Origin of the sequence: Bacillus sp. 103mf (assembly GCF_900116295.1) — a bacterium.
Taxonomy (GTDB): Bacteria; Bacillota; Bacilli; order Bacillales; family Bacillaceae_G; genus Bacillus_A; species Bacillus_A bruguierae.
In genome coordinates, this window is the sequence record NZ_FPAF01000001.1 from 411,357 (window position 1) to 437,137 (window position 25,781).

Annotated in this window: 28 protein-coding genes; 1 reads left to right on the forward strand and 27 read right to left on the reverse strand. The window is 37.8% G+C overall.

All coding sequences use genetic code 11. From position 1 onward, the window contains the following. Positions 1-3 precede the first annotated feature (3 nt). From rseP to rpsB, 8 genes are all read right to left on the reverse strand, one after another. A complete protein-coding gene (gene rseP, locus BM350_RS01985) occupies positions 4-1,260 on the reverse strand; it encodes an RIP metalloprotease RseP (RefSeq protein ID WP_090912771.1) in 1,257 nt (418 codons plus the stop codon). Positions 1,261-1,278: 18 nt separating this feature from the next. Then, entirely contained in the window at positions 1,279-2,421 is a 1,143-nt protein-coding gene (dxr, locus tag BM350_RS01990) for a 1-deoxy-D-xylulose-5-phosphate reductoisomerase (protein WP_090912770.1), read from the reverse strand. Between the two features lie 23 nt (positions 2,422-2,444). Next, entirely contained in the window at positions 2,445-3,233 is a 789-nt protein-coding gene (locus BM350_RS01995) for a phosphatidate cytidylyltransferase (protein WP_090912768.1), read from the reverse strand. Positions 3,234-3,250: 17 nt separating this feature from the next. Next, complete coding sequence (locus BM350_RS02000; RefSeq protein WP_090912766.1) at positions 3,251-4,027, reverse strand: isoprenyl transferase; 777 nt, start codon at positions 4,025-4,027, stop codon at positions 3,251-3,253. Between the two features lie 85 nt (positions 4,028-4,112). Next, the gene (gene frr / locus BM350_RS02005) at positions 4,113-4,670 is read right to left on the reverse strand and encodes a ribosome recycling factor (RefSeq protein WP_090912765.1); all 558 of its coding nucleotides are present in this window, start codon (positions 4,668-4,670) and stop codon (positions 4,113-4,115) included. Between the two features lies 1 nt (position 4,671). Beyond that, a complete protein-coding gene (pyrH, locus tag BM350_RS02010; protein WP_090912762.1) occupies positions 4,672-5,394 on the reverse strand; it encodes a UMP kinase in 723 nt (240 codons plus the stop codon). 65 nt (positions 5,395-5,459) lie between these two features. Continuing rightward, complete coding sequence (tsf, locus tag BM350_RS02015; RefSeq protein ID WP_090912760.1) at positions 5,460-6,347, reverse strand: translation elongation factor Ts; 888 nt, start codon at positions 6,345-6,347, stop codon at positions 5,460-5,462. An 80-nt stretch (positions 6,348-6,427) separates the two neighbouring features. After that, entirely contained in the window at positions 6,428-7,129 is a 702-nt protein-coding gene (gene rpsB / locus BM350_RS02020; protein ID WP_090912758.1) for a 30S ribosomal protein S2, read from the reverse strand. Positions 7,130-7,479: 350 nt separating this feature from the next. On the opposite strand from rpsB, the gene BM350_RS26725 reads away from it, so the two are divergent. Then, positions 7,480-7,644 (forward strand): hypothetical protein, encoded by a 165-nt coding sequence (locus BM350_RS26725; protein ID WP_170857638.1) that lies wholly within the window; start codon positions 7,480-7,482, stop codon positions 7,642-7,644. 46 nt (positions 7,645-7,690) lie between these two features. Here the strand turns inward: BM350_RS26725 and codY are convergent, their stop codons facing one another. The 19 genes from codY to BM350_RS02115 all read right to left on the reverse strand — a co-directional run bounded on the left by codY (position 7,691) and on the right by BM350_RS02115 (position 25,745). Beyond that, entirely contained in the window at positions 7,691-8,470 is a 780-nt protein-coding gene (codY, locus tag BM350_RS02025; protein WP_090912755.1) for a GTP-sensing pleiotropic transcriptional regulator CodY, read from the reverse strand. A gap of 77 nt (positions 8,471-8,547) precedes the next feature. Then, positions 8,548-9,945 carry an ATP-dependent protease ATPase subunit HslU gene (hslU, locus tag BM350_RS02030; protein WP_090912751.1) on the reverse strand — a complete coding sequence of 466 codons (1,398 nt, stop codon included), beginning with the start codon at positions 9,943-9,945 and terminating at the stop codon, positions 8,548-8,550. Between the two features lie 22 nt (positions 9,946-9,967). Then, positions 9,968-10,510, reverse strand: a complete 543-nt coding sequence (hslV, locus tag BM350_RS02035; protein ID WP_090912750.1) for an ATP-dependent protease subunit HslV — start codon at positions 10,508-10,510, stop codon at positions 9,968-9,970. Between the two features lie 191 nt (positions 10,511-10,701). Beyond that, on the reverse strand, positions 10,702-11,607 hold the full coding sequence (gene xerC / locus BM350_RS02040) for a tyrosine recombinase XerC (RefSeq protein WP_090912748.1): 906 nt from the start codon (positions 11,605-11,607) through the stop codon (positions 10,702-10,704). A 65-nt stretch (positions 11,608-11,672) separates the two neighbouring features. Beyond that, a complete protein-coding gene (trmFO, locus tag BM350_RS02045; protein WP_090912746.1) occupies positions 11,673-12,977 on the reverse strand; it encodes an FADH(2)-oxidizing methylenetetrahydrofolate--tRNA-(uracil(54)-C(5))-methyltransferase TrmFO in 1,305 nt (434 codons plus the stop codon). 51 nt (positions 12,978-13,028) lie between these two features. Continuing rightward, a complete protein-coding gene (gene topA / locus BM350_RS02050) occupies positions 13,029-15,107 on the reverse strand; it encodes a type I DNA topoisomerase (protein ID WP_090912744.1) in 2,079 nt (692 codons plus the stop codon). A gap of 731 nt (positions 15,108-15,838) precedes the next feature. After that, the gene (gene dprA / locus BM350_RS02055; protein WP_090912742.1) at positions 15,839-16,726 is read right to left on the reverse strand and encodes a DNA-processing protein DprA; all 888 of its coding nucleotides are present in this window, start codon (positions 16,724-16,726) and stop codon (positions 15,839-15,841) included. An 89-nt stretch (positions 16,727-16,815) separates the two neighbouring features. Beyond that, positions 16,816-17,718 (reverse strand): succinate--CoA ligase subunit alpha, encoded by a 903-nt coding sequence (gene sucD / locus BM350_RS02060; RefSeq protein ID WP_090912740.1) that lies wholly within the window; start codon positions 17,716-17,718, stop codon positions 16,816-16,818. A 20-nt stretch (positions 17,719-17,738) separates the two neighbouring features. Then, positions 17,739-18,899, reverse strand: a complete 1,161-nt coding sequence (gene sucC, locus BM350_RS02065) for an ADP-forming succinate--CoA ligase subunit beta (RefSeq protein ID WP_090912738.1) — start codon at positions 18,897-18,899, stop codon at positions 17,739-17,741. Between the two features lie 195 nt (positions 18,900-19,094). After that, complete coding sequence (locus tag BM350_RS02070; protein WP_090912736.1) at positions 19,095-19,871, reverse strand: ribonuclease HII; 777 nt, start codon at positions 19,869-19,871, stop codon at positions 19,095-19,097. Between the two features lie 167 nt (positions 19,872-20,038). Continuing rightward, positions 20,039-20,902 (reverse strand): ribosome biogenesis GTPase YlqF, encoded by an 864-nt coding sequence (gene ylqF, locus BM350_RS02075; protein ID WP_090912734.1) that lies wholly within the window; start codon positions 20,900-20,902, stop codon positions 20,039-20,041. 22 nt (positions 20,903-20,924) lie between these two features. Further along, positions 20,925-21,476: a signal peptidase I gene (gene lepB / locus BM350_RS02080; RefSeq protein WP_090912732.1), complete on the reverse strand. Its 552-nt coding sequence runs from the start codon at positions 21,474-21,476 to the stop codon at positions 20,925-20,927. Between the two features lie 102 nt (positions 21,477-21,578). After that, a complete protein-coding gene (gene rplS / locus BM350_RS02085) occupies positions 21,579-21,923 on the reverse strand; it encodes a 50S ribosomal protein L19 (protein ID WP_035428999.1) in 345 nt (114 codons plus the stop codon). 141 nt (positions 21,924-22,064) lie between these two features. After that, entirely contained in the window at positions 22,065-22,799 is a 735-nt protein-coding gene (gene trmD, locus BM350_RS02090; RefSeq protein WP_090912730.1) for a tRNA (guanosine(37)-N1)-methyltransferase TrmD, read from the reverse strand. Further along, the gene (gene rimM, locus BM350_RS02095; protein WP_090912728.1) at positions 22,799-23,314 is read right to left on the reverse strand and encodes a ribosome maturation factor RimM; all 516 of its coding nucleotides are present in this window, start codon (positions 23,312-23,314) and stop codon (positions 22,799-22,801) included. Before rimM ends, trmD begins: the two co-directional genes overlap by 1 nt. 120 nt (positions 23,315-23,434) lie before the next feature. Next, positions 23,435-23,662 carry a KH domain-containing protein gene (locus BM350_RS02100; protein ID WP_090913677.1) on the reverse strand — a complete coding sequence of 76 codons (228 nt, stop codon included), beginning with the start codon at positions 23,660-23,662 and terminating at the stop codon, positions 23,435-23,437. 14 nt (positions 23,663-23,676) lie between these two features. Then, the gene (rpsP, locus tag BM350_RS02105; RefSeq protein WP_090912726.1) at positions 23,677-23,949 is read right to left on the reverse strand and encodes a 30S ribosomal protein S16; all 273 of its coding nucleotides are present in this window, start codon (positions 23,947-23,949) and stop codon (positions 23,677-23,679) included. Positions 23,950-24,050: 101 nt separating this feature from the next. After that, positions 24,051-25,400, reverse strand: a complete 1,350-nt coding sequence (gene ffh, locus BM350_RS02110) for a signal recognition particle protein (protein ID WP_090912724.1) — start codon at positions 25,398-25,400, stop codon at positions 24,051-24,053. A gap of 12 nt (positions 25,401-25,412) precedes the next feature. Continuing rightward, the gene (locus BM350_RS02115; RefSeq protein ID WP_020059181.1) at positions 25,413-25,745 is read right to left on the reverse strand and encodes a putative DNA-binding protein; all 333 of its coding nucleotides are present in this window, start codon (positions 25,743-25,745) and stop codon (positions 25,413-25,415) included. Between the last annotated feature and the right edge of the window lie 36 nt (positions 25,746-25,781).

Here is a 25,781-nt window from a genome sequence, read left to right on the forward strand (position 1 = left end):
CTTTTATAAGAAAAACTTCCGTATATCATTCCATGTTACAACTAACATAAGTAACATTAGTAAAGCAAAACCAATAAAGTGAACCATTCCTTCTTTTTGACGGTCAATCGGCTTCCCGCGGAGCGCTTCAATTAAGAAAAAGAAAAGTCGCCCTCCGTCAAGTGCAGGAACAGGTAATAAGTTAAATAAACCAAGATTTATACTTAAAACAGCCGCTAAGCTAAGAACACGAATCGGACCATATTCTACAACTTGGTCTGTTAAATTATAAATCCCTACTGGACCAGATAAATCGTTAATAGAAAAATGTCCTGTAACTAGCTGAATAAGCGAGACAAATATGATCTTTGTCCATCTGCATGTTTCATCAAACCCTAATTTGATAGAACCTAAGACTGATTTCTCACGAGGCTCTTGTACACCGAGTTTACCAACTGTAACGTCGCCCTCTTTTTCAGCAGCAGGAGTAACTTGGATTACCATTTTTTTGCTATCACGCGTTATATCCATCGTAATTTCTTTTTCAGGATTTTTACGGACAATATTTGTGAAATCTTTCCAACTATTTGTTGGTTGCTGATTAATAGATGTAATCTTATCACCTTCGTGTAATCCTGCTTTCTCGGCAACGCTATTTGGCATTACTTTTCCAACCATCGACTTATCAACAGGAATACCTTGAATAAGCCCGATCACAATAAAAATTACAAAAGCAAGAACAAAGTTCATTGCAGGGCCAGCAAAAATGGCAAGCGCTCGTTGCCCCAATGTCTTTGAACCAAATTGTCGGTTAAACGGAGCAATTTGTGTCTCCTCTCCTGCTGAAACGCAATGAGCTTTCTCATGTACTCGAAATGTTTGTAATTCTTCTTCATATTCTTCATATCCAGATATAATCAGCTTATGTTCCAAGTCAGCTTGGTCTACTTCAACGACACGAACATTTGGATATTTTTCACGATTATCCAAAACAATTTTCGTAACCTCTTCTTTTTCATTTAAAACAAGACCCACTTTTGTACCAGGTTTTAGTTCAACTGTTTCTGGGTCCTCGCCAGCCATTCGTACATACCCGCCAAGCGGAAGCAAACGAATTGTATACACTGTTTCATTTTTTTCAAACGAGTACAATTTCGGACCAAAACCAATGGCAAATTCACGACACAGAATGCCAGCACGTTTGGCAAAGTACAAATGTCCAAGTTCATGAAAAAATACAAGTGCACCGAAAATTAAAATAAAGGCAATCGCTGTATTCAATTCCCATTACCACCTTTGCTAAATTTGTTCCATCACAAACCGTCTTGTGGCAGCATCAATTTCCTGAATTTCTTCTAAGCTTGGACGCGCAATGACATTGTGATGGTGCATTGCTTTTTCAATGAGTTCTTCTACTGTTAAGAAACTGATTTTCTTTTGTAGAAAAGCTTCTACAGCTGCTTCATTAGCTGCATTCATCACAGTTGGCATACTTCCTCCCATTTTCCCAGCTTCATATGCAAACTGAAGACAGCGGAAACGTTCCATATCCATTGTTTGAAAATGTAATGTTCCAATTTCCCATAAATTCAACTGTTTAGCATTTGGAAGCGAAAATCGATCAGGGTAAGTAAGTGCATATTGAATTGGAACACGCATATCTGGTGTACCAAGCTGTGCCATTACACTACGATCTTCAAACTCAACCATAGAATGAATGATACTTTCTTTATGTAATACAACATCGATTTGCTCATAAGGGATATTAAAAAGCCAATGCGCTTCAATAACCTCTAATCCCTTATTCATCATTGTAGCAGAATCAATAGTAATTTTCGAACCCATAGACCAGTTTGGATGACGAAGTGCATCTTCCACTGTTACATGTTTAAGCTCATTCCTTGTTTTATCTCGGAAACTTCCACCTGATGCCGTTAAAATTAATCTAGAAATTCGTTTCTCATTTTCCCCATTCAAACATTGAAAAATAGCAGAGTGTTCACTATCTACAGGAAGCAAAGGTACGTTATGTTTCTTTGCAGCTTCCATAACTAAATGTCCTGCTGTTACTAATGTTTCTTTATTTGCAATTGCAATCGTTTTTTTTGCCTCAATTGCACGCAATGTCGGTAATAATCCAACACTCCCAACAACAGCATTTACAACTATTTCTGCATCTGGATGAAGTGCAACTGCAAGCAGTCCTTCCTCTCCATATACAATTTTCGTATTTCCACAAACCGTCTGTAATTTCCAAGCATCTTCTTTTTGCCTTACAGAAACAATCTCAGGAGAAAATTCTTGAATCATCTGCTGAGCAAACTCAATATTTCTCCCGACAGAAAAAGCAGCGAGACGGAATTGGTCTTGGTGCGCGCGCAATACATCTAATGTTTGCGTTCCAATTGATCCGCTTGCACCTAATAAACTAATGGTTTTCATTGCTTCTACTCCTCGTTCATTCATTAAATGAAATGTAAGAAATGTAATAGCGGCAATACAAATAGCCAGCTATCAGTGCGATCAAGAATACCACCATGTCCTGGCAAAATTGTACCCGAATCTTTCACACCATAATGACGTTTAAATGCTGACTCTACTAAGTCTCCAATTTGGCCAAATACCGATATTGCAACTGTAACTGCAATAAGGACACCTATATTGGAATGAACCGGTAAAAATACATTATACACAAGAGCAACAACAATTCCACATAAAATACCACCGATAGAACCTTCTATCGTTTTATTTGGACTAATTTCCGGCCAAAGTTTTCGTTTCCCGATGGCTTTTCCGATAAAATAAGCGCCGGAATCCGTTGCCCAGATTACAAACAACGCATAAAATACGTACTGAATTCCTGCAATACGCGTTTCATTTAAATAAAAGAAACCCATCGCAACATACGTTGTTGCCATTAATAAAAATGCAGCATTGTCAAAAGTAAATGTATTCTTAGAAAGGACAGTATATGATAAAAGTAATAAGACAATTACAAATGTAATTTCTACTTTTGATAAACCAATTGTTTCAAATACGCCCATTACATCACTCGGAACTAAAATAGTCCATAACAATAATGCTGATAAAATTGTCGGTACAGAAATAATCGTTAGTTTATTCATTCGAATTAATTCATATAATCCAACAGAAGCTAATGCATACACTAAAATTGTAAAAGGCACGCCACCGTAAAATACGATGGGGATGAATAGCGCGGCAGCAATCACTCCAGTAATTATTCTCTGTTTCACTACCAAACCCTCTCTTTCTACACGCCTCCAAATCTGCGACCTCTATTTTGGAAGTCAGTAATAGACTGTAATAAGTGTTCCTCTGTAAAATCTGGCCAATATACATCGGTAAAACAAAATTCTGTATAAGCAATTTGCCATAACATAAAATTACTTATACGAAGTTCACCGCTTGTTCGGATTAGTAAATCAGGATCAGGCAATGTTCTTGTCATTAAGTACGAAGAAATCATTTCTTCTGTTATTTCTTCAGAACGAAGTTTTCCTCCCTCACTATCCTTAACTATATTTTGCACAGCAGACACAATTTCATCACGACTTCCATAGTTTAACGCAAAATTTAAAATTAACCCCGTGTTATCTTTCGTATCTTCACTTGCTTTTTCCATCGCTCTTCGCGTATGATCTGGAAGGCGATCCTTTTGTCCCATCACACGTACTTGTACATTTTCTTCAACAAGCTCCGGTAAAAATGTACCTAGAAACTCTTCAGGAAGTTTCATTAAATAATCCACTTCCACTTTAGGTCTTTTCCAGTTCTCTGTAGAAAAGGCGTAAAGGGTCAATACTTTAACACCGAGCTTGCTGGCAAACTTCGTAATTTTCTTTACGACTTGCATCCCTTCATGATGACCTGCAATACGAGGCATCGCTCTTCTTTTCGCCCATCTTCCATTACCATCCATAATGATTGCAATATGTGCTGGAATTTCTCCTTTTTTTGCTTCTTCTACGAGATGATCAAACGACGCAATCTTATTGCCTTTAAAAAAAGGAAGTTTTCTAAACATCATTCAAACCCTCCAACGAGCAGACATATGCCTAAAAGTGTAAAAAGACCCCCTTAAGAAGAGGGTCATATTTGCGAAAATTTCGCGATTACACTTCCATAATTTCTTTTTCTTTGTTTTTTGTAATATCGTCAACTTTTACGATATACTTATCTGTTTCTTTTTGGATATCTTCTGTATATCCTCTTAAGTCATCTTCTGTAATATCGCCATTTTTCTCAAGTTTCTTTAAATCATCATTTGCATCGCGACGAACGTTACGAACAGCTACTTTTGCATCTTCAGAATATTTCTTCACAACTTTCACAAGTTCACGACGGCGTTCCTCTGTTAATGCAGGGAATGCAATACGAATAACAGATCCATCATTAGAAGGATTTAATCCTAAATCAGCTTTTAAAATTGCCTTCTCAATATCACCGATAGATGTTTTATCATACGGTTGAATAACTAGTAAACGTGCTTCAGGCACTGTGATATTTGCTAATTGTACAACTGGCGTTGGTGCACCGTAATAATCTACTTGTACTTTATCTAATACAGACGCACTCGCACGACCTGCACGAACTGTTGAAAGTTCACGAGAATATGCTGCAACTGCTTTTTCCATTTTTTCTTTTGCATTATTCATTACTTGTTGTGCCATCTTATTTCCCCCTTACAATTGTTCCGATATTTTCGCCGATAACGGCGCGCTTAATATTTCCTTCTTCCATAATTGAGAATACAATTAGTGGAATATCATTGTCCATACATAAAGAAGAAGCTGTAGAATCCATTACACCTAAACCTTCTTTTAAGACATCTAAATATGTAAGTGACTCATATTTTGTCGCTGTTTCATCAACAGTTGGATCTGCACTATATACGCCATCTACATTATTTTTCGCCATTAAAATAACATCTGCCTCAATCTCAGCTGCACGTAATGCCGCTGTTGTATCAGTAGAGAAGTAAGGGTTACCTGTACCTGCCGCAAAAATTACAACACGCTTCTTCTCTAAGTGACGATTTGCCTTACGACGAATGTAAGGTTCTGCTACTTGGCGCATTTCAATAGAAGTTTGCACACGTGTTTGAACTCCTAAATTTTCCAAGCTATCTTGAAGAGCTAAGGAATTCATTACTGTTGCTAACATGCCCATGTAGTCGGCTGTTGCACGGTCCATTCCCATCTCGCTCCCGATTTTTCCACGCCAAATGTTACCGCCACCAACAACGACTGCAACTTCTACATCAAGCTCAGCAATTTCTTTTACTTGCTGTGCAACAGATTTAATAACAGATGGGTTTATTCCAAACCCTTTATCTCCAGCTAAAGCTTCACCGCTTAGCTTTAATACTACACGATTATATTTTGGCTTACTCATAATGAACCTCCAGTACTTGCATCTTTATTTTAAAAAAGGGAACACAATGTGTCCCCAAATCTTTATTAGTTGTTACCTTTTACTTGGTTCATTACTTCTTCAGCAAAGTTATCTTCGCGTTTTTCGATTCCTTCACCAACAGCGTAGCGAACGAATCCTTTTAATGTTCCACCTTTAGACTCAACGAACTGACGAACTTTCATATCAGGGTTTTTAACGAATGCTTGGTCAAGTAAGCAAATCTCTTCGAAGAATTTGCCAAGACGACCTTCAACCATTTTCGCAACGATTTTTTCTGGCTTGCCTTCGTTTAAAGCTTGTTGTGTTAATACTTGACGCTCATGCTCAACTTCTTCAGCTGTTACAGCATCGCGGTCGATGTATTTAGGATTAACTGCTGCAATGTGCATTGCTACATCTTTAGCAGCTGCTTCATCTGTAGAACCTTCAAGAACTGTTAATACACCAATGCGTCCACCCATGTGTAGGTAAGCACCGAATGCATCTGCATCAGTTTTTGATACGATTTCGAAACGACGAAGTGTAAGTTTTTCACCAATTTTAGCGATTGCTTCGTTGATGTGCTCTTCTACTGTTTTGCCGTTTGAAATTGTTTGAGCCATAGCTTCTTCAATGTTAGCAGGTTTGTTAGCTAATAAGTGAGCAGCTAATTCTTTAATTAATGTTTGGAAACCTTCATTTTTCGCAACGAAATCAGTTTCAGAGTTTAATTCTAAGATTAAAGCGTCGTTACCGTTTGCTTCGATGAAAGTTAAACCTTCAGCAGCAATGCGGTCTGCTTTTTTCGCAGCTTTCGCAATACCTTTCTCACGTAGGAAGTCAATTGCTTTCTCCATGTCACCGTTAGTTTCTGTTAGCGCTTTTTTGCAATCCATCATACCTGCGCCAGTTTTTTCGCGAAGTTCTTTTACCATTTGTGCAGTAATTGCCATACTTTTCATCCTCCTAAAATATGTATATACCTTAAAAAAGGTGATAAAAGGCCTACCCCCTTATCACCTTTCTAAATTTGTTACGCAGTAACAGTTTCTTCACCTTGTTTTGCTTCAAGGATCGCGTCTGCCATTTTAGATGTAAGAAGTTTTACAGCACGAATTGCATCATCGTTTGCTGGGATTACATGATCGATTTCATCTGGATCACAGTTTGTATCAACGATACCGATGATTGGAATGTTTAATTTGCGTGCTTCAGCAACAGCGATACGCTCTTTACGAGGGTCTACTACGAATAATGCATCTGGAAGACCTTTCATATCTTTAATGCCGCCTAAGAATTTTTCAAGACGCTCTAATTCTTTCTTAAGTTGTACAACTTCTTTCTTAGGAAGTACTTCGAAAGTGCCATCTTCTTGCATTCTTTCGATGTCTTTAAGGCGTTTAATACGCTTTTGAATTGTTTGGAAGTTTGTTAATGTACCACCTAACCAACGTTGGTTAACGAAATACATACCAGCGCGAGTTGCTTCTTCTTTAATAGCATCTTGTGCTTGTTTTTTTGTACCTACGAATAATACGTTACCGCCGTTAGCAGCGATGTCTCTCATTACGTTGAATGCTTCTTCAACTTTTTTCACAGTTTTTTGTAAGTCGATGATGTAGATACCGTTACGCTCTGTGAAAATGTAACGTTTCATTTTTGGGTTCCAACGACGAGTTTGATGTCCGAAGTGAACACCAGCTTCAAGCAATTGCTTCATAGAAATTACTGACATAATTTAGTTCCTCCTAAATGGTTTTTGATATCCTCCGTTCACTTCATCTTTAAGCGAAACTACAAGCGTAGCACCAACACTTAAATCAATGAACGTGTGTACTTTGTACTGACACCACTGACAACTATATCACAACAAAATATCACAATCAAGTCGAAAATACATACATTGTCAAACTTTCTTTTTCATTGCTCTTTTTTTCTATGAAATCATTACTCACTCTTTATAACATTTCCATTTTTCATTCTGTTTACGCTAGTATTCCACTGAAAAAAATAGTTTTATGTCGATTTTTTAATTGGGATTTATGTATGAATCCCTTTTGATTTTTCAACATAGAGATTACTGTTATGAAAAAAGAACCTGCACTCGCTTACTCTCTCTGGTTTTCACTGCGCATGTGGCAGAAAAAGGCCCTGACCGCTTCTATGCACGGTCAGTTCCTCTCTCCTCCCCCTAAAAAAGGATTTTATATCCGTTTTTCAGCTTGTATTTATATATGCTACTCCTATTAAAAAAAGCTCTTCTGCATTACACAGAAGAGCTTTTAGTCTATTGAAATTAGTTTGTTTTTAATTTTGCAAGTTCATGTAAAAACTTGTCATTTAATACTTTGATGTACGTTCCTTTCATACCTAAAGAACGAGACTCAATTACACCAGCACTTTCTAATTTACGAAGTGCGTTTACAATTACAGAACGTGTAATACCTACACGATCAGCAATTTTACTTGCAACAAGTAAACCTTCTGTTCCATTTAACTCTTCGAAAATATGTTCAATCGCTTCTAGTTCACTGTATGATAATGAACTAATCGCCATTTGTACAACCGCTTTACTACGTGCTTCTTCTTCAATTTCTTCCGCTTTTTCACGTAGAATTTCCATACCTACTACAGTAGAGCTATATTCAGCAAGAATTAAATCATCGTCTAAAAATTCTTGACCAAGACGTGCCAATACTAATGTACCTAGACGCTCACCACCACCAACGATTGGTACGATTGTTGTTAAACCTTGACCAAATAACTCTCTATTTTCTACAGGGAACGCTGTATATTCACTGTTTACTTCTAAGTTTGGAGATGTTTCAGTTACATTGAATAAATTCTTTGTATACTCTTCTGGGAACTGACGCTCAGCAAGCATTTGTTTCATACGCTCGTTTTCGATTTGTTGGTGAATTGCATATCCTAATAATTTCCCGCGACGACTTACAACAAACACGTTCGCTTCAATTACTTCACACATCGTGTCAGCCATTTCTCTAAAGTTTACTGGTTTTCCTGCTGCGCTCTGTAATAACGCATTTAACTTTCTTGTTTTTGCTAATAATTCCATTTCTAAATTTCCTCCTACACATTATTCACATGCTTTTTAATCACTTGGAAACTAGGGCGAGTCACCTGATGATACTATTACAAAATAAACTGGCTCACATCTTTATTTTTAGCAATCGTCGCTAACTTTTCCTCTACATACTGAGGTGTTATCGTTACCTTTTCTAACGTAATTTCAGATGCTTCAAACGATAAATCTTCAAGAAGTTTTTCCATAATGGTATGGAGCCTTCTTGCTCCAATATTATCTGTGTCTTGATTGACTTGATAAGCAATCTCGGCAATCTTACGAATAGCTTCGTCAGAAAATTCAATTTCTATACCTTCAGTTTCCAATAATGCTATATATTGTTTCACTAAAGCATTATCTGGCTCTACAAGGATTTTCACAAAGTCCTCTGCTGACAATTTCGTCAACTCTACGCGAATTGGGAATCTTCCTTGCAGTTCTGGAATTAAATCTGACGGCTTTGACATATGAAAAGCGCCCGCTGCAATGAATAAAACATAATCCGTTCTTATCGGTCCATATTTTGTCACAACAGTCGATCCTTCCACAATCGGTAAGATGTCGCGCTGCACGCCTTCACGTGATACATCAACGCTATTCGATTGTTTACCAGCAATTTTGTCAATCTCATCAATAAAAATAATCCCAAGCTGTTCAGCACGATAAACGGCTTCTTGTGTAACTTCATCCATATCAATTAAGCGCTGTGCCTCTTCATTTGTCAAGACTTTTCTTGCTTCTTTTACAGAAACTTTACGTTTTTTCGTTTTTTTCGGCATAAAACTTCCAAGCGCATCTTGAAAATTCATGCCCATTTGTTCCATTCCCGTACCTTGGAGCATATCGAACATAGATGATTGTTGTTCCGTCACTTCAATTGTAATCATTTCTTCTTCGAGTAAACCCGAAGCAAGCTGCTTTTCCACTTCTTTTCGTTTTTGTTCAACTTCTCTCTCATCTTGCTGTTCTGATGTTGGAGCTGTGTTTTGATTTTGATATCCACCAAATAACATTTCTAACGGATTTTTAAATCCCGATTCTTTTTGCTTATGCGGCACTAAAATTTCAACAATTCGTTGGTTAGCTTGCTCTTCCGCTTTGTCTTTAACATGAATCATTTTTTCTTCTTTCACAATTCGAACGGAAGTTTCCACAAGATCACGAACCATAGATTCCACATCACGACCAACATAGCCTACTTCTGTAAATTTTGTGGCCTCTACTTTAATAAAAGGGGCACCAACAAGTTTTGCAATTCGCCTTGCTACTTCTGTTTTTCCAACCCCAGTCGGTCCAATCATTAAAATGTTTTTTGGTGCAATTTCATCACGAAGTCCTTCTGCCAATTTGCTGCGGCGATAACGATTTCTAAGCGCCACTGCAACTGCTTTTTTCGCATCTTTTTGACCAATGATATATTGATCTAACTTTTCTACAATTTGTCGCGGAGTAAAATGTAAATGCATATAAAATGCCTCCCTTACAGTTCTACAGTTCTTCCACAATAATATTTTCGTTTGTATACACACAAATATTGCTAGCGATTTCTAAACTCGCCTTCGCAATTTCTCTCGCTGTAAAATGAGAACCTGCATGTTGTTTTAAAGCGCGTCCTGCTGCAAGTGCGTAATGTCCACCAGAACCAATTGCTAAAATGCCATCATCAGGTTCAATTACTTCACCTGTTCCTGACACAAGCAATAGCGTATTTTTATCCATAACAATTAACATTGCTTCTAATTGGCGAAGCATCTTATCTCCTCGCCACTGCTTTGCCATTTCTACGGCAGCTCGCTGTAAATTACCATTGTATTCTTCAAGCTTTCCTTCAAACATCTCAAATAGTGTAAAAGCATCTGCTACAGAGCCTGCAAAACCAGCTAACACTTTACCATGAAATAACTTTCGAACTTTACGAGCTGTATGCTTCATAACAACAGCATTCCCAAGCGTAACTTGCCCGTCACCAGCCATTGCACATTCTCCATTATGGTGAATCCCAAATATCGTTGTAGCATGGAAGTTTCCCATAGCAAAAAAACTCCTTTATTTGTTTTTATCTGGCTATTAACAAGCAATTAAACCTCGAAATTCTGATAAATCAAAAAATGATTAAAGGTTAACTACCCGTTAGAGCCCGATTGGTTCAACTAACTATTAGTGAGGAAGAAAAAGCCCTCTTCCATTAATAGAAGTTTCACTTTATAGCTTTTAAAAGCAATTTATGCGCGAGGATGGTGCATCATGTAAACCGAGCGCAATCTTTCTTTTGAGACGTGCGTATAAATTTGTGTCGCCGATAAATTCTCATGTCCTAATAATTCTTGTATAGCTCTTAAATCCGCCCCTTCATTTAACATATGGGTTGCAAATGTATGTCTTAACATATGCGGACTTATATGCATTGTAAGAGATGTTTTTTTTATTAGTTCATTTAAAACATATCGAACACCTCGATCAGTTAGCGGTGTGCCTTTCGCATTTAAAAACACCGTTTGCGAGTGTTCTTGCGATTTTTTCTCCAATTGTTTTCTCCCATTTTCTATATAAGTTACTAAAGCATCTTGTGCATAACTTCCGAAAGGAACATAGCGTTGTTTCTTTCCTTTCCCCATTACCAAAATCGTACCTGTTGAAAAATCAATATCCGTAAGCTGAAGCTTCACGAATTCGCTTACACGAATCCCCGTCGCATACATAAGCTCCAATAAAGCCTGATCTCGTTGCCCTAGTGGTTTAGAAGTATCCGAAACTTCGAATAACTTTTCTAATTCTTCATCGTACAAAAATTTTGGAATTGACCATTCTTTTTTGGGGAGCGCGGCAAGTGCAAATGGATTATCTTCCCGATATCCTTCACGCATCAAGAAGCGATACAGACTTCGTAAACTCGAGATTTTTCGTGCTACAGACTTCCTTGCTAACTTTTCATTATGTAAAGTTGTTAAATATAAACGAACATCAACGTACGTAACATCCTCAAAAGTCAAAATACCTTCTCGCCTCATAAATTGTACAAAATGTTCTAAATCATTTTGATAACTTGCAATTGTATATTTTGAATAATTTCTTTCAATTTGTAAATATCCGACGAATAATTGTAACATTTTATTCACATCTTCATTCATACTCTTCACCTCAATAAAGGCTACTAAATCGTATCACAATTTAGTAGCCTTTGCAAGAAATTTGACTAAATATTTACAAAATTTTGAATTGTTTCTAATGCGCGATTTGCATATGCTTCATTACGCTCTTGCTTCTTTTTAATTTTCTTTTCTAGCGGTGCAAATAGCCCGAAATTCGCGTTCATCGGTTGGAAGTTTTTCGCATTCGTCGTTGTAATGTAATTCGCCATACTCCCCATCGCTGTTACTGCTGGTAACACAGCCGGTTCTTCACCTTTCACAAGGCGAGCTGCATTTATGCCTGCTAACAAGCCCGAAGCAGCTGATTCTACATATCCCTCTACTCCAGTCATTTGTCCTGCAAAGAATAAATCATCACGATTTTTATATTGGTACGTTGGACGAAGTAATTTCGGTGAATTAATAAATGTATTACGATGCATCACACCGTAACGTACAATTTCTGCATTTTCTAGTCCAGGAATCAATTGTAACACTTCTTTTTGTGGTCCCCACTTTAAGTGTGTTTGGAAACCAACAATATTGTATAACGTTCCTGCTGCATCATCTTGACGTAATTGAACAACAGCATACGGTGTTTTCCCTGTTTTTGGATCTTCTAATCCAACTGGTTTCATCGGTCCAAATAGCAATGTTTGTCTACCACGACTTGCCATTACTTCTACCGGCATACACCCTTCAAAGAAAATTTCCTTTTCAAATTCTTTTAATGGCACTGTTTCTGCAGCAATTAACGCATCATAAAAACGGTTAAATTCTTCCTCTGTCATCGGACAGTTTAAATATGCTGCTTCCCCTTTATCATAACGGGATTTTAAGTATACTTTCTCCATATCAATGCTATCTTTTTCTACAATCGGCGCTGCTGCATCATAGAAGTAAAAATAATCCTCGCCTGTTAGCTCTTTCAGTTGCGCTGCTAGACCTGATGAAGTAAGAGGCCCTGTTGCAATTACAGTAGGTCCTTCTGGAATTTCTGTAATTTCTTCATTCACTACCGTCACGTTCGGATGATTTTTCACATATTCCGTTACCTTAGCAGCAAATTCATGACGGTCTACAGCTAACGCACCGCCTGCTGGCACTGAACATTCGTCTGCTGCACGAATAATAACAGAATCCATACGGCGCATCTCTTCTTTAATTACACCAACCGCGTTTGTCAATGTATTTGCACGAAGCGAGTTACTGCATACAAGCTCAGCAAATTTATCCGTATGATGAGCTGGTGTTTGTTTTACTGGTCGCATTTCATATAACCTTACTTGAACCCCGCGCTTTGCGATTTGATAAGCTGCTTCACTTCCCGCAAGACCTGCGCCAATTACGTTTACTACTTGTGTTGTCATATGTCTCACCTTTCTTTTTTCATTTCCCGAAAAAAATGTGAGCTGGTAGGCTCACATTTGTTGTTCTTCTTCATAATCACAAGAAATACACTGTACCTGAACGCCTTTTTTCAACTTCTTCTCAACAAGCATACCTTCACACTTTGGACATTTCCGACCAATTGGTTTATCCCAAGAAACGAAGTCACACTCTGGATATGTACCGCAGCCGTAAAAAAGACGTTTCTTTTTGTTGCTTCTTCGTTCGATAATTTGCCCTTCATTACATTTTGGACATGTAACACCGATTTCTTTTACAATCGGTTTCGTATTTCGGCAATCCGGAAAATTAGAACAAGCCATGAACTTTCCGAATTTACCCATTTTGAAGACCATTGGATTGCCACACAGTTCACAGTCTTCTCCGGCAGGTTCATCTTTAATTTCTACTTCGCGCATTTCTTTTTCCGCCTTTTCTAAACGCGGTTCAAAACCTTTGTAGAAATCATCGACAATTTGTACCCAATTTGCTTTTCCATCTTCCACTTCATCAAGATTTTTCTCCATATTGGCCGTAAACTCAATGTTAATAATTTCAGGGAAAAACTCTAAAATAAGTTCAATTACAATTTCGCCAAGTTCAGTCGGAACAAATCGCTTATTGTCTAACCCTACATACCCACGTTTTTGAATCGTTTCTAGCGTTGGTACATATGTAGACGGTCTACCAATTCCAAGTTCCTCTAACGTTTTTACTAAACGCGCCTCTGTATAACGTGGTGGCGGCTGCGTAAAGTGTTGTTTCGGTTCGACATCTTTAGAAAAGACTGTTTCCCCTATATCTAGATGCGGTAACATTCTATCCTTCTCTTCTGTCCCGTCATCTTTTGATTCCACGTACACCTTCATGAATCCCGGGAACTTCACAACAGATCCATGCGCACGAAATTGAACAGAATTGTTTATCAGTGTAGCTGTAACGGTATCCATTATAGCAGATGCCATCTGACTTGCAACAAATCGCTCCCAAATCAGTTTATATAAACGATATTGGTCACGACTCAAATAACTTTTTAGTTCGTCTGGTTTACGTAAGACAGATGAAGGGCGAATTGCTTCATGCGCATCTTGTGCATTTACTTTTTTCGATTCTTTCTTCTTTTGTGCTCCTATGTAGTCTGCACCAAATGCTTCTTCAATATAAGAACGTGCTTCTTGCTGCGCAGTTTCTGAAATTCTCGTTGAATCCGTTCGCATATATGTGATTAATCCAACCGTTCCTTGCTTTCCAATATCGATACCTTCATAAAGCTGCTGCGCAAGCATCATCGTTTTCTTTGCTCGCATATTTAACTTTCTCGCAGCTTCTTGTTGCAGAGAAGATGTCGTAAATGGTAATGCCGGATTACGTTTCCGCTCTTTTTTCGTTACATTTTCAACCGAAAAAGCATTTTCTTGCATTTTTTCAATGATTTCATTTACTTGTTGTTCATTTGTTAATTCTACTTTTTCCCCGCTTATTCCATAAAAGGATGCTTCAAACGTCTCTTTCCCTTTTACAAATTCAGTTTTAATTGTCCAGAATTCTTCTGGGATAAACGCTTGAATTTCTTTTTCGCGTTCTATAATTAAGCGAACTGCAACAGACTGCACACGACCTGCACTTAATCCTTTTTTTACTTTCTTCCATAATAAAGGACTAATATTATAACCGACAAGTCTATCAAGTACACGTCTCGCTTGCTGTGCATCCACTAAATCCATATTAATTGCACGAGGATGTTTAAAGGATTCTTTAATCGCATCTTTTGTAATTTCATTGAATACGACTCGGCAATCCGACTCCACATCTACATTCAGCGTATTTGCTAAATGCCAAGCAATCGCTTCTCCTTCGCGATCTGGATCGGCTGCAAGATACACTTTTTTTGCTTTTTTTGCCGCTGTTTTCAAATCTTTTAAAACAGGCCCTTTACCACGAATGGTAATATACTTTGGGGTGAAATTATTTTTCACTTCTATCCCCATTTGACTTTTAGGTAAGTCGCGAACATGGCCCATAGACGCGACTACTTTGTATTTTTTCCCTAAATATTTTTCAATAGTTTTCGCCTTAGAAGGCGACTCCACGATTACAAGGTAATCTGACATGCTAGTGCCTCCTTAAGAGGTGGATTCAAGTCTTCATCTTTATTCACACAAAAGTTCCTTCCTCAAAGTTCCTAAAACCTTTTTGGATGGATTATTGACTAATATTATTGATTTCTCTCGTTTTTGTCAATCAACAATGAATATACCATACAGTGACTATCTACTATTTGTCAATAATTGTTTAATAAAAAACATGAAATATACTTTATAAATTCAATTAAAAAGAGACATAAAACCCATTCTTTTTAGGCGGGCGAGAGCGTCTGGCCGTGCATAGGGGCGGTCAGGGCCTTTTTCTGCCACACGCAAGGTTGAAAACACAAGATAGATAGCGGGAGCGGGGTATGTTTTATTTTGCGTGGCAAGGATATATAGATAACTTTAAAAATATTAGTTGAAAAAGAAAGAAAATCCTCTTTCTTTTTCAACAGGTACAAGAGCATCTGGCCATGCATAGAAGCGGTCAGGGCCTTTTTCTGCCACACGCAAGGTTGAAAACACAAGGTAGATAGCGGGAGCGGGGTATGTTTTATTTTGCGTGGCAAGGATATATAGATAACTTTAGAAATTTAAGTTGAGAAAACGAAGGAAAACCCTCTGCGGCACAAGAGCATCTGGCCATGCATAGAAGCGGTCAGGGCCTTTTTCTGCCACACGCAAAGTGCAAACAAAGGGAGAAAGCGAGTGCATACTCCTTTTTTCTGCATAGCAGTAATCTATATGCCAAAAAATTAAAATGGATTTATTTTATAATTTGAAAGTTCTTCTATCACATCTTCGGCACATTGAATTAATTTTGCTCCTTGTTGAATGAGCTGATTCGTTCCAACCGCACTTTCAATATAATTAGGACCCGGCATAGCAAATACTTCTCTATTTTGCTCTAAGGCGTAATCTGCTGTTATAAGAGAACCACTCCGCACTTTCGCCTCTACTACAAGAACCCCTTGACAAAGCCCGCTTATAATACGATTTCGTCTCGGAAAATACCATTTTTGCGGCGCATAATGCGGGGGATACTCCGTTACAAGCAAGATTTGTGCTTTCCATTTTTCATAAAAATCTCGATTCTTCTTTGGATACATATATTGTAAACCATGTCCTAATACTGCAATTGTCGCAAAGCGCTGTTCTACTGCAATTTCATGAGCAATTGTGTCAATTCCATTTGCAAGACCACTCACGATTAGCCATTCATTGTTCATAAGCGGTTGTAAAATAGATTGTATGCTTCCTTTTCCATATAAAGACGGATTTCTCGTTCCAACAACAGCTAATTTTTTTGTCCATTGCAATATTTCCTTCTGTCCCTTTCCATATAAAATAAACGGGGGATCAGGAATTTGGCACAATAAACTCGGATAATCATCATCCCATATCGTCATATAAAAAACGTGTTCATCTTGTAATTGTTGAATGCAAAAAGAAGGGGATGTTTTTTGGAGATAAGAAACAAGTGCAGAGGCTTTTTGCATAGGCAGCCCAAGATATTTTTCAATTTGAGGAGCTTGAAAGGAGTAAATTTCCGTTAACTGCGGATCAATAGCTAATAAACGCCTAAGTACTTTCCACTGATCTGCCAAGCAGTAATGAAGATGCAATAATCTTTCACGTTTCATATACATTCTCCTTACCCATAATTATTATTATGTTAACTATAAAAAGGATAAAAGACACCCTCTTTTACAGAAGGTGTCTTTCTAAATGATTAATAATTTTTACAAGTTTCAAATAAGCCTTTTTCTTTTAAAACAGAAATTAAAGTTTCACCCATAACAGCTGGTGTTTCAGCAACTTTAATACCGCATGCTTCCATTGTTTTAATCTTTTCAGCAGCTGTACCTTTACCACCAGAAATAATCGCACCAGCATGGCCCATACGTTTTCCTGGAGGTGCTGTTTGACCACCGATAAAGCCGACAACAGGTTTCGTCATGTTCGCTCTTACCCATTCAGCAGCTTCTTCTTCTGCCGTTCCACCAATTTCACCAATCATAATAACAGCATGTGTCTCTTCATCTTCATTGAATGCTTTTAAAGCATCGATGAAGTTTGTGCCATTTACAGGGTCACCACCAATACCAACTGCAGTTGATTGGCCGATTCCTTCTCGTGTTAATTGATGTACAGCTTCATATGTTAATGTACCTGAACGAGATACGATACCAACATGACCTTTTTTATGAATGTATCCTGGCATAATACCAATCTTACACTCATCTGGCGTAATAACACCTGGACAGTTTGGTCCAAGAAGACGTGTCTTTTTGCCATGCATATATTTCTTAACATTTACCATATCCAATACAGGGATACCTTCTGTGATACATACTACTAAATCAATTTCTGCATCAACAGCTTCCATAATTGCATCCGCAGCAAAAGCAGGTGGAACGTATACAACAGAAGCATTTGCACCTGTCGCTTTTACAGCGTCTTCTACTGTATTAAATACTGGTACACCTTCGATTTCAGTACCACCTTTACCAGGCGTTACACCACCGACAATTTTCGTACCGTATTCAATCATTTGTTTTGTATGGAATAAACCTTGAGAACCTGTAATACCTTGTACAATAACTTTTGTATCTTTATTAACTAATACGCTCATTTTTTCTCCCCCACTTTCTATTAGCCTACTAGTGAAACAATTTTTTGCGCACCGTCTGCCATAGATTCTGCTGCAACAATATTTAAGCCAGATTCATTTAAAATTTTCTTTCCTAGCTCTACATTTGTACCTTCTAAACGAACAACAAGCGGTAATTCAAGACCTACTTGTTTTGTCGCTTCGATAACACCTTCTGCAATTACATCACATTTCATAATACCGCCAAAAATGTTAACGAAAATACCTTTTACATTTTTGTCAGAAAGAATAATTTTGAAAGCTTCTGTAACTTTTTCAGCTGTAGCACCACCGCCAACATCTAAGAAGTTAGCTGGGTCACCGCTATAATGTTTAATAATATCCATCGTTGCCATTGCAAGTCCTGCACCATTTACCATACAACCAATATTTCCGTCTAATGAAATATAGTTAAGGTCATACTTAGAAGCTTCTACTTCTTTCGGATCTTCTTCATCAAGATCACGAAGCGCTAAAATATCTTTATGACGATATAAAGCATTAGAATCAAAGTTTAATTTTGCATCTAACGCCATAACTTTTCCGTCACCTGTTGTAACAAGTGGGTTAATTTCTGCGATAGAACAGTCTTTTTCAATAAACGCACGGTATAAGCCCATCATAAACTTCACAGCTTGTCCAACAAGCTCGTTTGGAATATTGATATTAAACGCGATACGACGCGCCTGGAAGCCTTGCAGGCCTACCGCAGGATCAATATATTCTTTAAAGATTTTTTCTGGTGTTTTCTCTGCTACTTCCTCGATTTCTGTTCCGCCTTCCTCAGACGCCATTAACACAACTTGAGAAGTCGCACGATCTAACACAAGACCAACATAATATTCTTTTTTAATATCGCATCCTTCTTCGATAAGTAAGCGCTTTACTTCTTTACCTTCAGGACCTGTTTGATGAGTTACAAGTGTTTTCCCTAAAATTTCCTCTGCATATGTACGAACTTCTTCTAAGTTCTTTGCTACTTTTACACCGCCAGCTTTGCCGCGTCCGCCAGCATGAATTTGTGCTTTTACTACACATACACTCGTTCCTAATTCTTTCGCTGCTTCTACAGCTTTTTCTACTGTGAAGGCAACCTTCCCGTTCGGAACACTTACCCCATAGTTTCTAAGGACTTCTTTACCCTGATACTCGTGGATATTCATGGTCCCATCCTCCCCTATTTTTCTGTTTTACTCGAAAAGTTTTTTAATGTTTTTAAACACTACATTAGTCATTGTATAAAATGATTGCCATGCTGTCTACAATAAAGTGTCAGAAAACTGAAATCGCTTTATTCTTTTTTTAAAAATAATAATGTTAATATACAAAAATAAAAAAATAAGCTGTGAATTCACAACTTATTGTTCAATCATATCTTTAATTGGAGCAAACGTTTTTCGGTGCTCATCTAACACACCGTAAGCTTCAATCGCGTGTAAATGTTGTTTCGTTCCATAACCCATATGTTGCTCAAATCCATACTGTGGATACCTTTTTCCAAGTTCCTTCATCATGCGATCTCTCGTTACTTTCGCAATTACAGATGCAGCTGAAATCGAAATACTTTTCGCATCTCCCTTAATAATAGACGTTTGCGGGATAGAAGTCGGAAGTTCCATTGCATCAATTAGCAAATGCTCTGGTTTGCATGATAAATTACTTACAGCCTCTAACATCGCTTGTTTCGTTGCTTGATAAATATTTATCTCATCAATAACATGAGATGGAATAATCCCAATCCCAATTGCTAACGCCTGCTCTTTAATTCCATCATAAAACCGCTCACGCTTGGCCTCACTCAGTTTTTTCGAGTCATCCAAACCAGGCATATAGAAATCTTCTGGGAGCACAACAGCTGCCGCAACAACAGGCCCTGCTAAAGGTCCTCTTCCGACTTCATCAATACCAACAATAGATACAATCCCCTTTTGACGAAGTGTACTCTCATACGTTGACATCTCAGCGAATTTTTGTCTTTCTTTTTCTTTATCACCTTGCTGTTTTTTCCACTTTAAAATAAGTCTCTGCACACCTTTTCGTTCGTCTGCTAATAACATACTAAAACGCTCGTCGTCTTCTTGTTCAATTTCTTGTAATAAAGCTTCAATTTCTTGAATTGTTTGTTTTTTAGACATACGTAGTTCCTCCTACAAGTAAGAAAAGGTGCACAATTGCGCACCTTTTCTCTCCCATTTAACAGCAGCAATTCTTATCTCTGCATTCAGAAAAATGAAAGATGCTAAACTAAAAATAACTACTCGTAAAATCCATCGAATGAGATGAACTAAATAGAAGTTTCGCTCTATGCTTCTTCCATTATTTCTTCCGGTGTCTCAAATGTCATTTTTCCAAGTTTACCAGCGCGAAGTTCACGAAGAACAAGTTCTGATGTTTTATCATAATCAACAAGTCCTCCGCCCATTAAACAGCCTCTATTTTTTCCAATCGCATCAAATAGCTCTACAATACCTTCTGGAATTTCATTTAACTTATAACGCTCTTTCAAACGTTCGGGATAATGTTTCTCCATAAAGCGAAGTGCATACACAACCACATCTTGCAAATTTAAAATAGAATCCTTAATCGCTCCAGTCGTTGCGAGACGAAGCCCAACCATTTCATCCTCAAATTTTGGCCATAAAATACCTGGCGTATCTAATAGTTCCATTTCTTTTCCTACTTTAATCCATTGCTGTGCTGTTGTTACACCTGGACGATCGCCCGTTTTAGCAATATTTTTCTTCGCTAATTTATTAATTAATGTCGATTTTCCAACGTTCGGAATACCAACAATTAAAGCACGAATTGCTCTTGGTTTAATACCTTTTGCTATCATTTTATCAAATTTTTCTTTCACAAGTTCTTTACAAGCCGCTGTAATTTCTTTCATACCTTGTCCAGCTTGCGCATTAATAGAGATTGCTTTATGGCCTTTTTCTCCAAAATAAGCAATCCATTCTTTTGTTACACGATCATCTGCCATATCCGCTTTATTTAAAACAACAAGTCTTGGCTTGTGCGTAATAATTTCATCAATCATTGGATTTCGTGATGATAATGGCAACCTTGCATCAACAAGTTCAATTACCACATCGATTAATTTTAATTTCTCTGTTACTTGGCGCCTTGCTTTAGCCATATGACCAGGAAACCATTGAATTACCATATTTCCACCTTCTTTTCTACATTCATTTTACAATACGTGCATCTTTTAACGGCCAATACAATATATTAGCTTTCCCAATTACCTGGTCTATTGAAATCGTTCCAATTGTACGACTATCCTTACTAAAACGGCGATTATCTCCTAATACAAATAATTCTCCTTTTGGAACTGTTGTCTTCCCTGTAATTTCTTCAAGCTTAAAATCATACGTTAATGGACCATCAGCAAGCTGCTTTTTCTGCTTCTCTAAATACGGCTCTTCATATGGCTTTCCGTTAATATAGAGTGTGTCATTTCGATATTCTATCTGATCACCAGGCAAACCAATAATACGTTTAATGTAATCTTTATCTTCTGTCGCTTGAAACACAATGATATCAAAGCGTTTTGGTTCTCCAATGTGATAACCTATTTTATTGACAATCATACGATCACGATCATGAAGAGTCGGTGCCATAGATACACCATCTACAAGAATTGGTGCAAAGAAAAACTGTCTAATAATCCAAGCTAAGACAACAGCAATCAAAATAGCTTTTGTCCATTCCCAAAGCGTACTTTTTTGTTTCGTCATGCGATTCCCCTCCACGGTTATGTAAGCTGTTTATTATATGTAAGTAAAAACACAGCTAGATTGGAAAAAGGGAGCTTGCAAATACAAGCTCCCATACATGTCTTATCGAATTTCTTTAATACGTGCTTTTTTACCGCGAAGGTTACGTAAGTAGTACAACTTAGCACGACGTACTTTACCACGGCGAAGTACTTCGATTTTCGCGATTCTTGGCGTGTGAACTGGGAATGTACGTTCAACACCTACACCGTAAGAAATCTTACGAACTGTGAATGTTTCGCTAATTCCGCCACCACGACGTTTAATTACAACACCTTCAAAAATCTGAATTCTCTCACGAGTACCCTCTACTACTTTTACGTGTACGCGTAAAGTGTCACCAGGACGGAATGAAGGTAAATCAGTTTTTAATTGATTTTTTGTAATTTCTGCGATTAATTGTTGCATATTCAATTCTCTCCTTCCAAACAGATGCTCATACAAAGTCATTTCATAAATTGCAGCGGAACACCGTTGTTAACGGCTACCCTCTATAAGTAGCACAAGTGTTATAATAGCATATTGCTCAGTTTGTTGCAATAGCATTTTTTACTTCTCTTCTTTAAATTCTGCTAACCATTTTTCCTCTTGTTTAGATAAACTACGTTCCCCTAATAAATCAGGGCGACGCATAAAGGTACGGCGCAATGATTCTTTTTGACGCCATTCTTCAATATATTTATGATTTCCAGACAGAAGTACATCTGGTACTTTCATTCCACGAAAATCCGCTGGTCTTGTATAATGCGGATGTTCTAGTAACCCTGTACTAAATGAATCTTCTATTTGTGATTGTTCATTCCCTAAAACATCAGGTAATAAGCGGACAACGCTATCTGTAATAACCATAGATGCCAATTCTCCGCCTGTTAATACATAATCACCTATTGAAATTTCATCGGTTACAAGATGCTCACGAACACGCTCATCATACCCTTCGTAATGGCCACAAATGAAAATTAGATGTTCTTCTTCAGCTAATTCTTCAGCTTTTTTTTGGGTAAAACGCTCTCCTTGCGGACACATTAACACAACGCGTGGTTTGCGTTCCGTTTCCTTCGTTAACTCTTCTACCGCATCGAAAATGGGTTGTGGTGTTAATACCATTCCAGCTCCGCCGCCGTACGGGTAATCATCCACACTATTATGTTTATTAGTTGAATAATCACGAAAATTAACAACTCTTAGCTGCACTGCTTCTTTTTCTTGTGCTTTTTTTAATATAGAAGAACCAAATACACCTGTAAACATCTCTGGAAACAATGTTAAAATATCAATTTTCATTACAGTAATCCTTCCATCACATGAATGGTCACAAGCTGTTCATTGATGTTTACTTGTAAGACAACTTCCTCAATATACGGAATTAAAATATCTTGGCCTTTTGGCTGTTTAATGACCCAAACGTCGTTTGCGCCAGGAGAAAGAATTTCTTTAATTGTACCAATTGTCTCTCCGTCTTCTGTTACAACTGTACAACCAATAATTTCATGATAATAATACTCTCCTTCAGCCAATTCTCCAAGCTGGTCCTCTGGGACTTTTAATAAAGAACCTTTCCACTGTTCTACTTCATTTACATTGTTATAGCCTTCGAATGTCAATAAATCAAAAGACTTATGACTACGATGAGAAGTAATCTTTACAGCTAATGGCTCAGCGCCCTTCTCTTGCCATATGTATAATATGTTTCCTACTTTATAACGCTCTTCTGGAAAATCTGTACGCGAAACGACACGCACTTCTCCTCTAACACCGTGAGTATTTACAATTTTCCCTACATTAAACCATTTCGTCATAAACAGCACGTCACCCCTGTTCGTTATATGTCGTTAGCATCTCCATTCTCTTTGCTGAAGATGCGATTTATCTTAAAATGTTAAAAAAGGGTGAGGAACAGATCCTCGCCCTTTTTATACTTATTGAATTTCCAGCGTGACTTTTTCATTTTGATGATGTCCCGCTGCATATAAGATCGTTCGAATTGCTTTTGCAACTCGCCCTTGTTTCCCAATGACTTTACCCACATCCTCAGGATGTACGGTTAATCGATACTTCATCTCTCCGTTGTACAGTTCCTGTGTAACCTTTACATCTTCAGGATGATCCACAAGGGGTTTAACAATTGTTTCGATTAACCCTGACATAGCCATTGCTTCAATTACTTACCTTGTTTAGATAAGTGGAATTTCTCCATGATGCCTTGCTTAGAGAATAGGTTACGAACTGTATCAGATGGTTTCGCACCGTTTCCTAACCATTTTAATGCTGCTTCTTCGTTAATTTTAACTTCAGCTGGCTGAGCAACTGGATTGTAAGTTCCGATTTCCTCGATGAAACGTCCGTCACGAGGAGAACGAGAATCTGCAACAACTACACGATAGAAAGGAGATTTTTTAGCTCCCATACGTTTTAAACGAATTTTAACTGCCATTTATAAAGCACCTCCGAATATATTTCACACAGATAATAATATTAGCAAAAAGAGTGACCCTTTGTAAAGTATAATTTCTTAACAGAGCCATCTTTTTTTCCTTACATAAATGGAAACTTCAAACCACCTAGTCCTTTTTTCTTACCTTTTTGCATACCAGACATCGTTTTCATCATCTTTTTCATATCTTCAAATTGCTTCAAAAGACGATTGATCTCTTGCACAGTTGTACCACTACCTTTAGCAATACGTTTCTTACGACTAGCGTTAATGATTTCCGGTTGTTCACGCTCTAATTTTGTCATCGAGCGAATAATCGCTTCGATGTGTCCGATTTGCTTTTCATCAACTTGGACATTTTTTAATCCTTTAATTTTCCCAGCACCAGGAAGCATATTTAATAGCTCATCAAGTGGTCCTAATTGACGCACTTGTCCTAATTGCTCTAGAAAATCATCCAACGTAAAGGAAAGTGTGCGCATTTTTTGCTCAAGTTCTCTTGCCTTTTCTTCATCAACTGTCGCCTGCGCCTTTTCAATTAACGTCAGAACATCACCCATACCTAAAATACGCGATGCCATGCGTTCTGGATGAAATACCTCTAGTGCATCTAATTTCTCACCCATACCAGCAAATTTAATCGGTGTGTTTGTAACAGCTTTAATAGATAGTGCTGCACCTCCGCGCGTATCACCATCTAATTTCGTTAATACAACACCTGTTAAACCTAGCTGTTCATGGAAACTTTGCGCAACGTTTACCGCATCTTGTCCTGTCATTGCATCAACAACAAGGAAAATTTCATCCGGCTTTGTTACTTCTTTCACTTGTGCTAATTCATCCATAAGCTCTTCATCGATATGCAGTCGACCTGCTGTATCAATAAGAACATAATCATGATGATCTTCTTTTGCTTTTGCAATTGCTTGCTTTGCGATTTCAACAGGACTTACTTTGTCTCCTAAAGAGAAAACTGGCATATCCAATTGCTTACCGAGTGTTTCAAGCTGTTTAATTGCCGCTGGACGATAAATGTCAGCTGCAACAAGCATCGGTTTCCGATTATGCTTTTTACGAAGTAAATTCGCAAGTTTACCTGTTGTCGTCGTTTTACCCGCACCTTGCAATCCAACCATCATAATAACGGTTGGCGGACGGTTAGAGACAGCAATTTTACTCTGCTGGCCGCCCATTAATTCTGTAAGTTCTTCCTGTACTACTTTAATAACTTGCTGTCCAGGCGTTAAACTTTTCATTACATCTTGTCCGACAGCCCGCTCAGACACACGTTTAACAAAATCTTTTACTACTTTAAAGTTAACGTCTGCTTCCAAAAGAGCAAGACGAACTTCTCTCATCATTTCTTTTACGTCGGCTTCAGATACTTTCCCTTTACCGCGAATTTTTTGCATTGTCTGTTGAAGTCGGTCGGCTAATCCTTCAAATGCCATATTGCCGCCCTCCTAATCTAAATTTTCGATAGCTTCAACAACTTGTTTTACTTGTTCATCTACATGCTCTTCTTCGCTGATTAGCTGCTTTAACTTTGCAACAAGTTGCTGCCTTTCTTGAAACTTTTGAAGTAATAATAACTTTTCTTCATATTCTTCAAGCATCGCTTCTGTCCGTTTAATGTTATCATACACTGCTTGGCGGCTTACTTCAAATTCTTCTGCAATTTCACCAAGCGATAGATCATCGAGATAGTAAAGTGACATATAACTTCTTTGTTTTGGCGTTAACAACGATTGATAAAAATCAAACAAATAATTCATTCTCGTTGTTTTTTCGAGCATGTTGAATCACCCTTTGTTAAGTGAATTACCTTTACA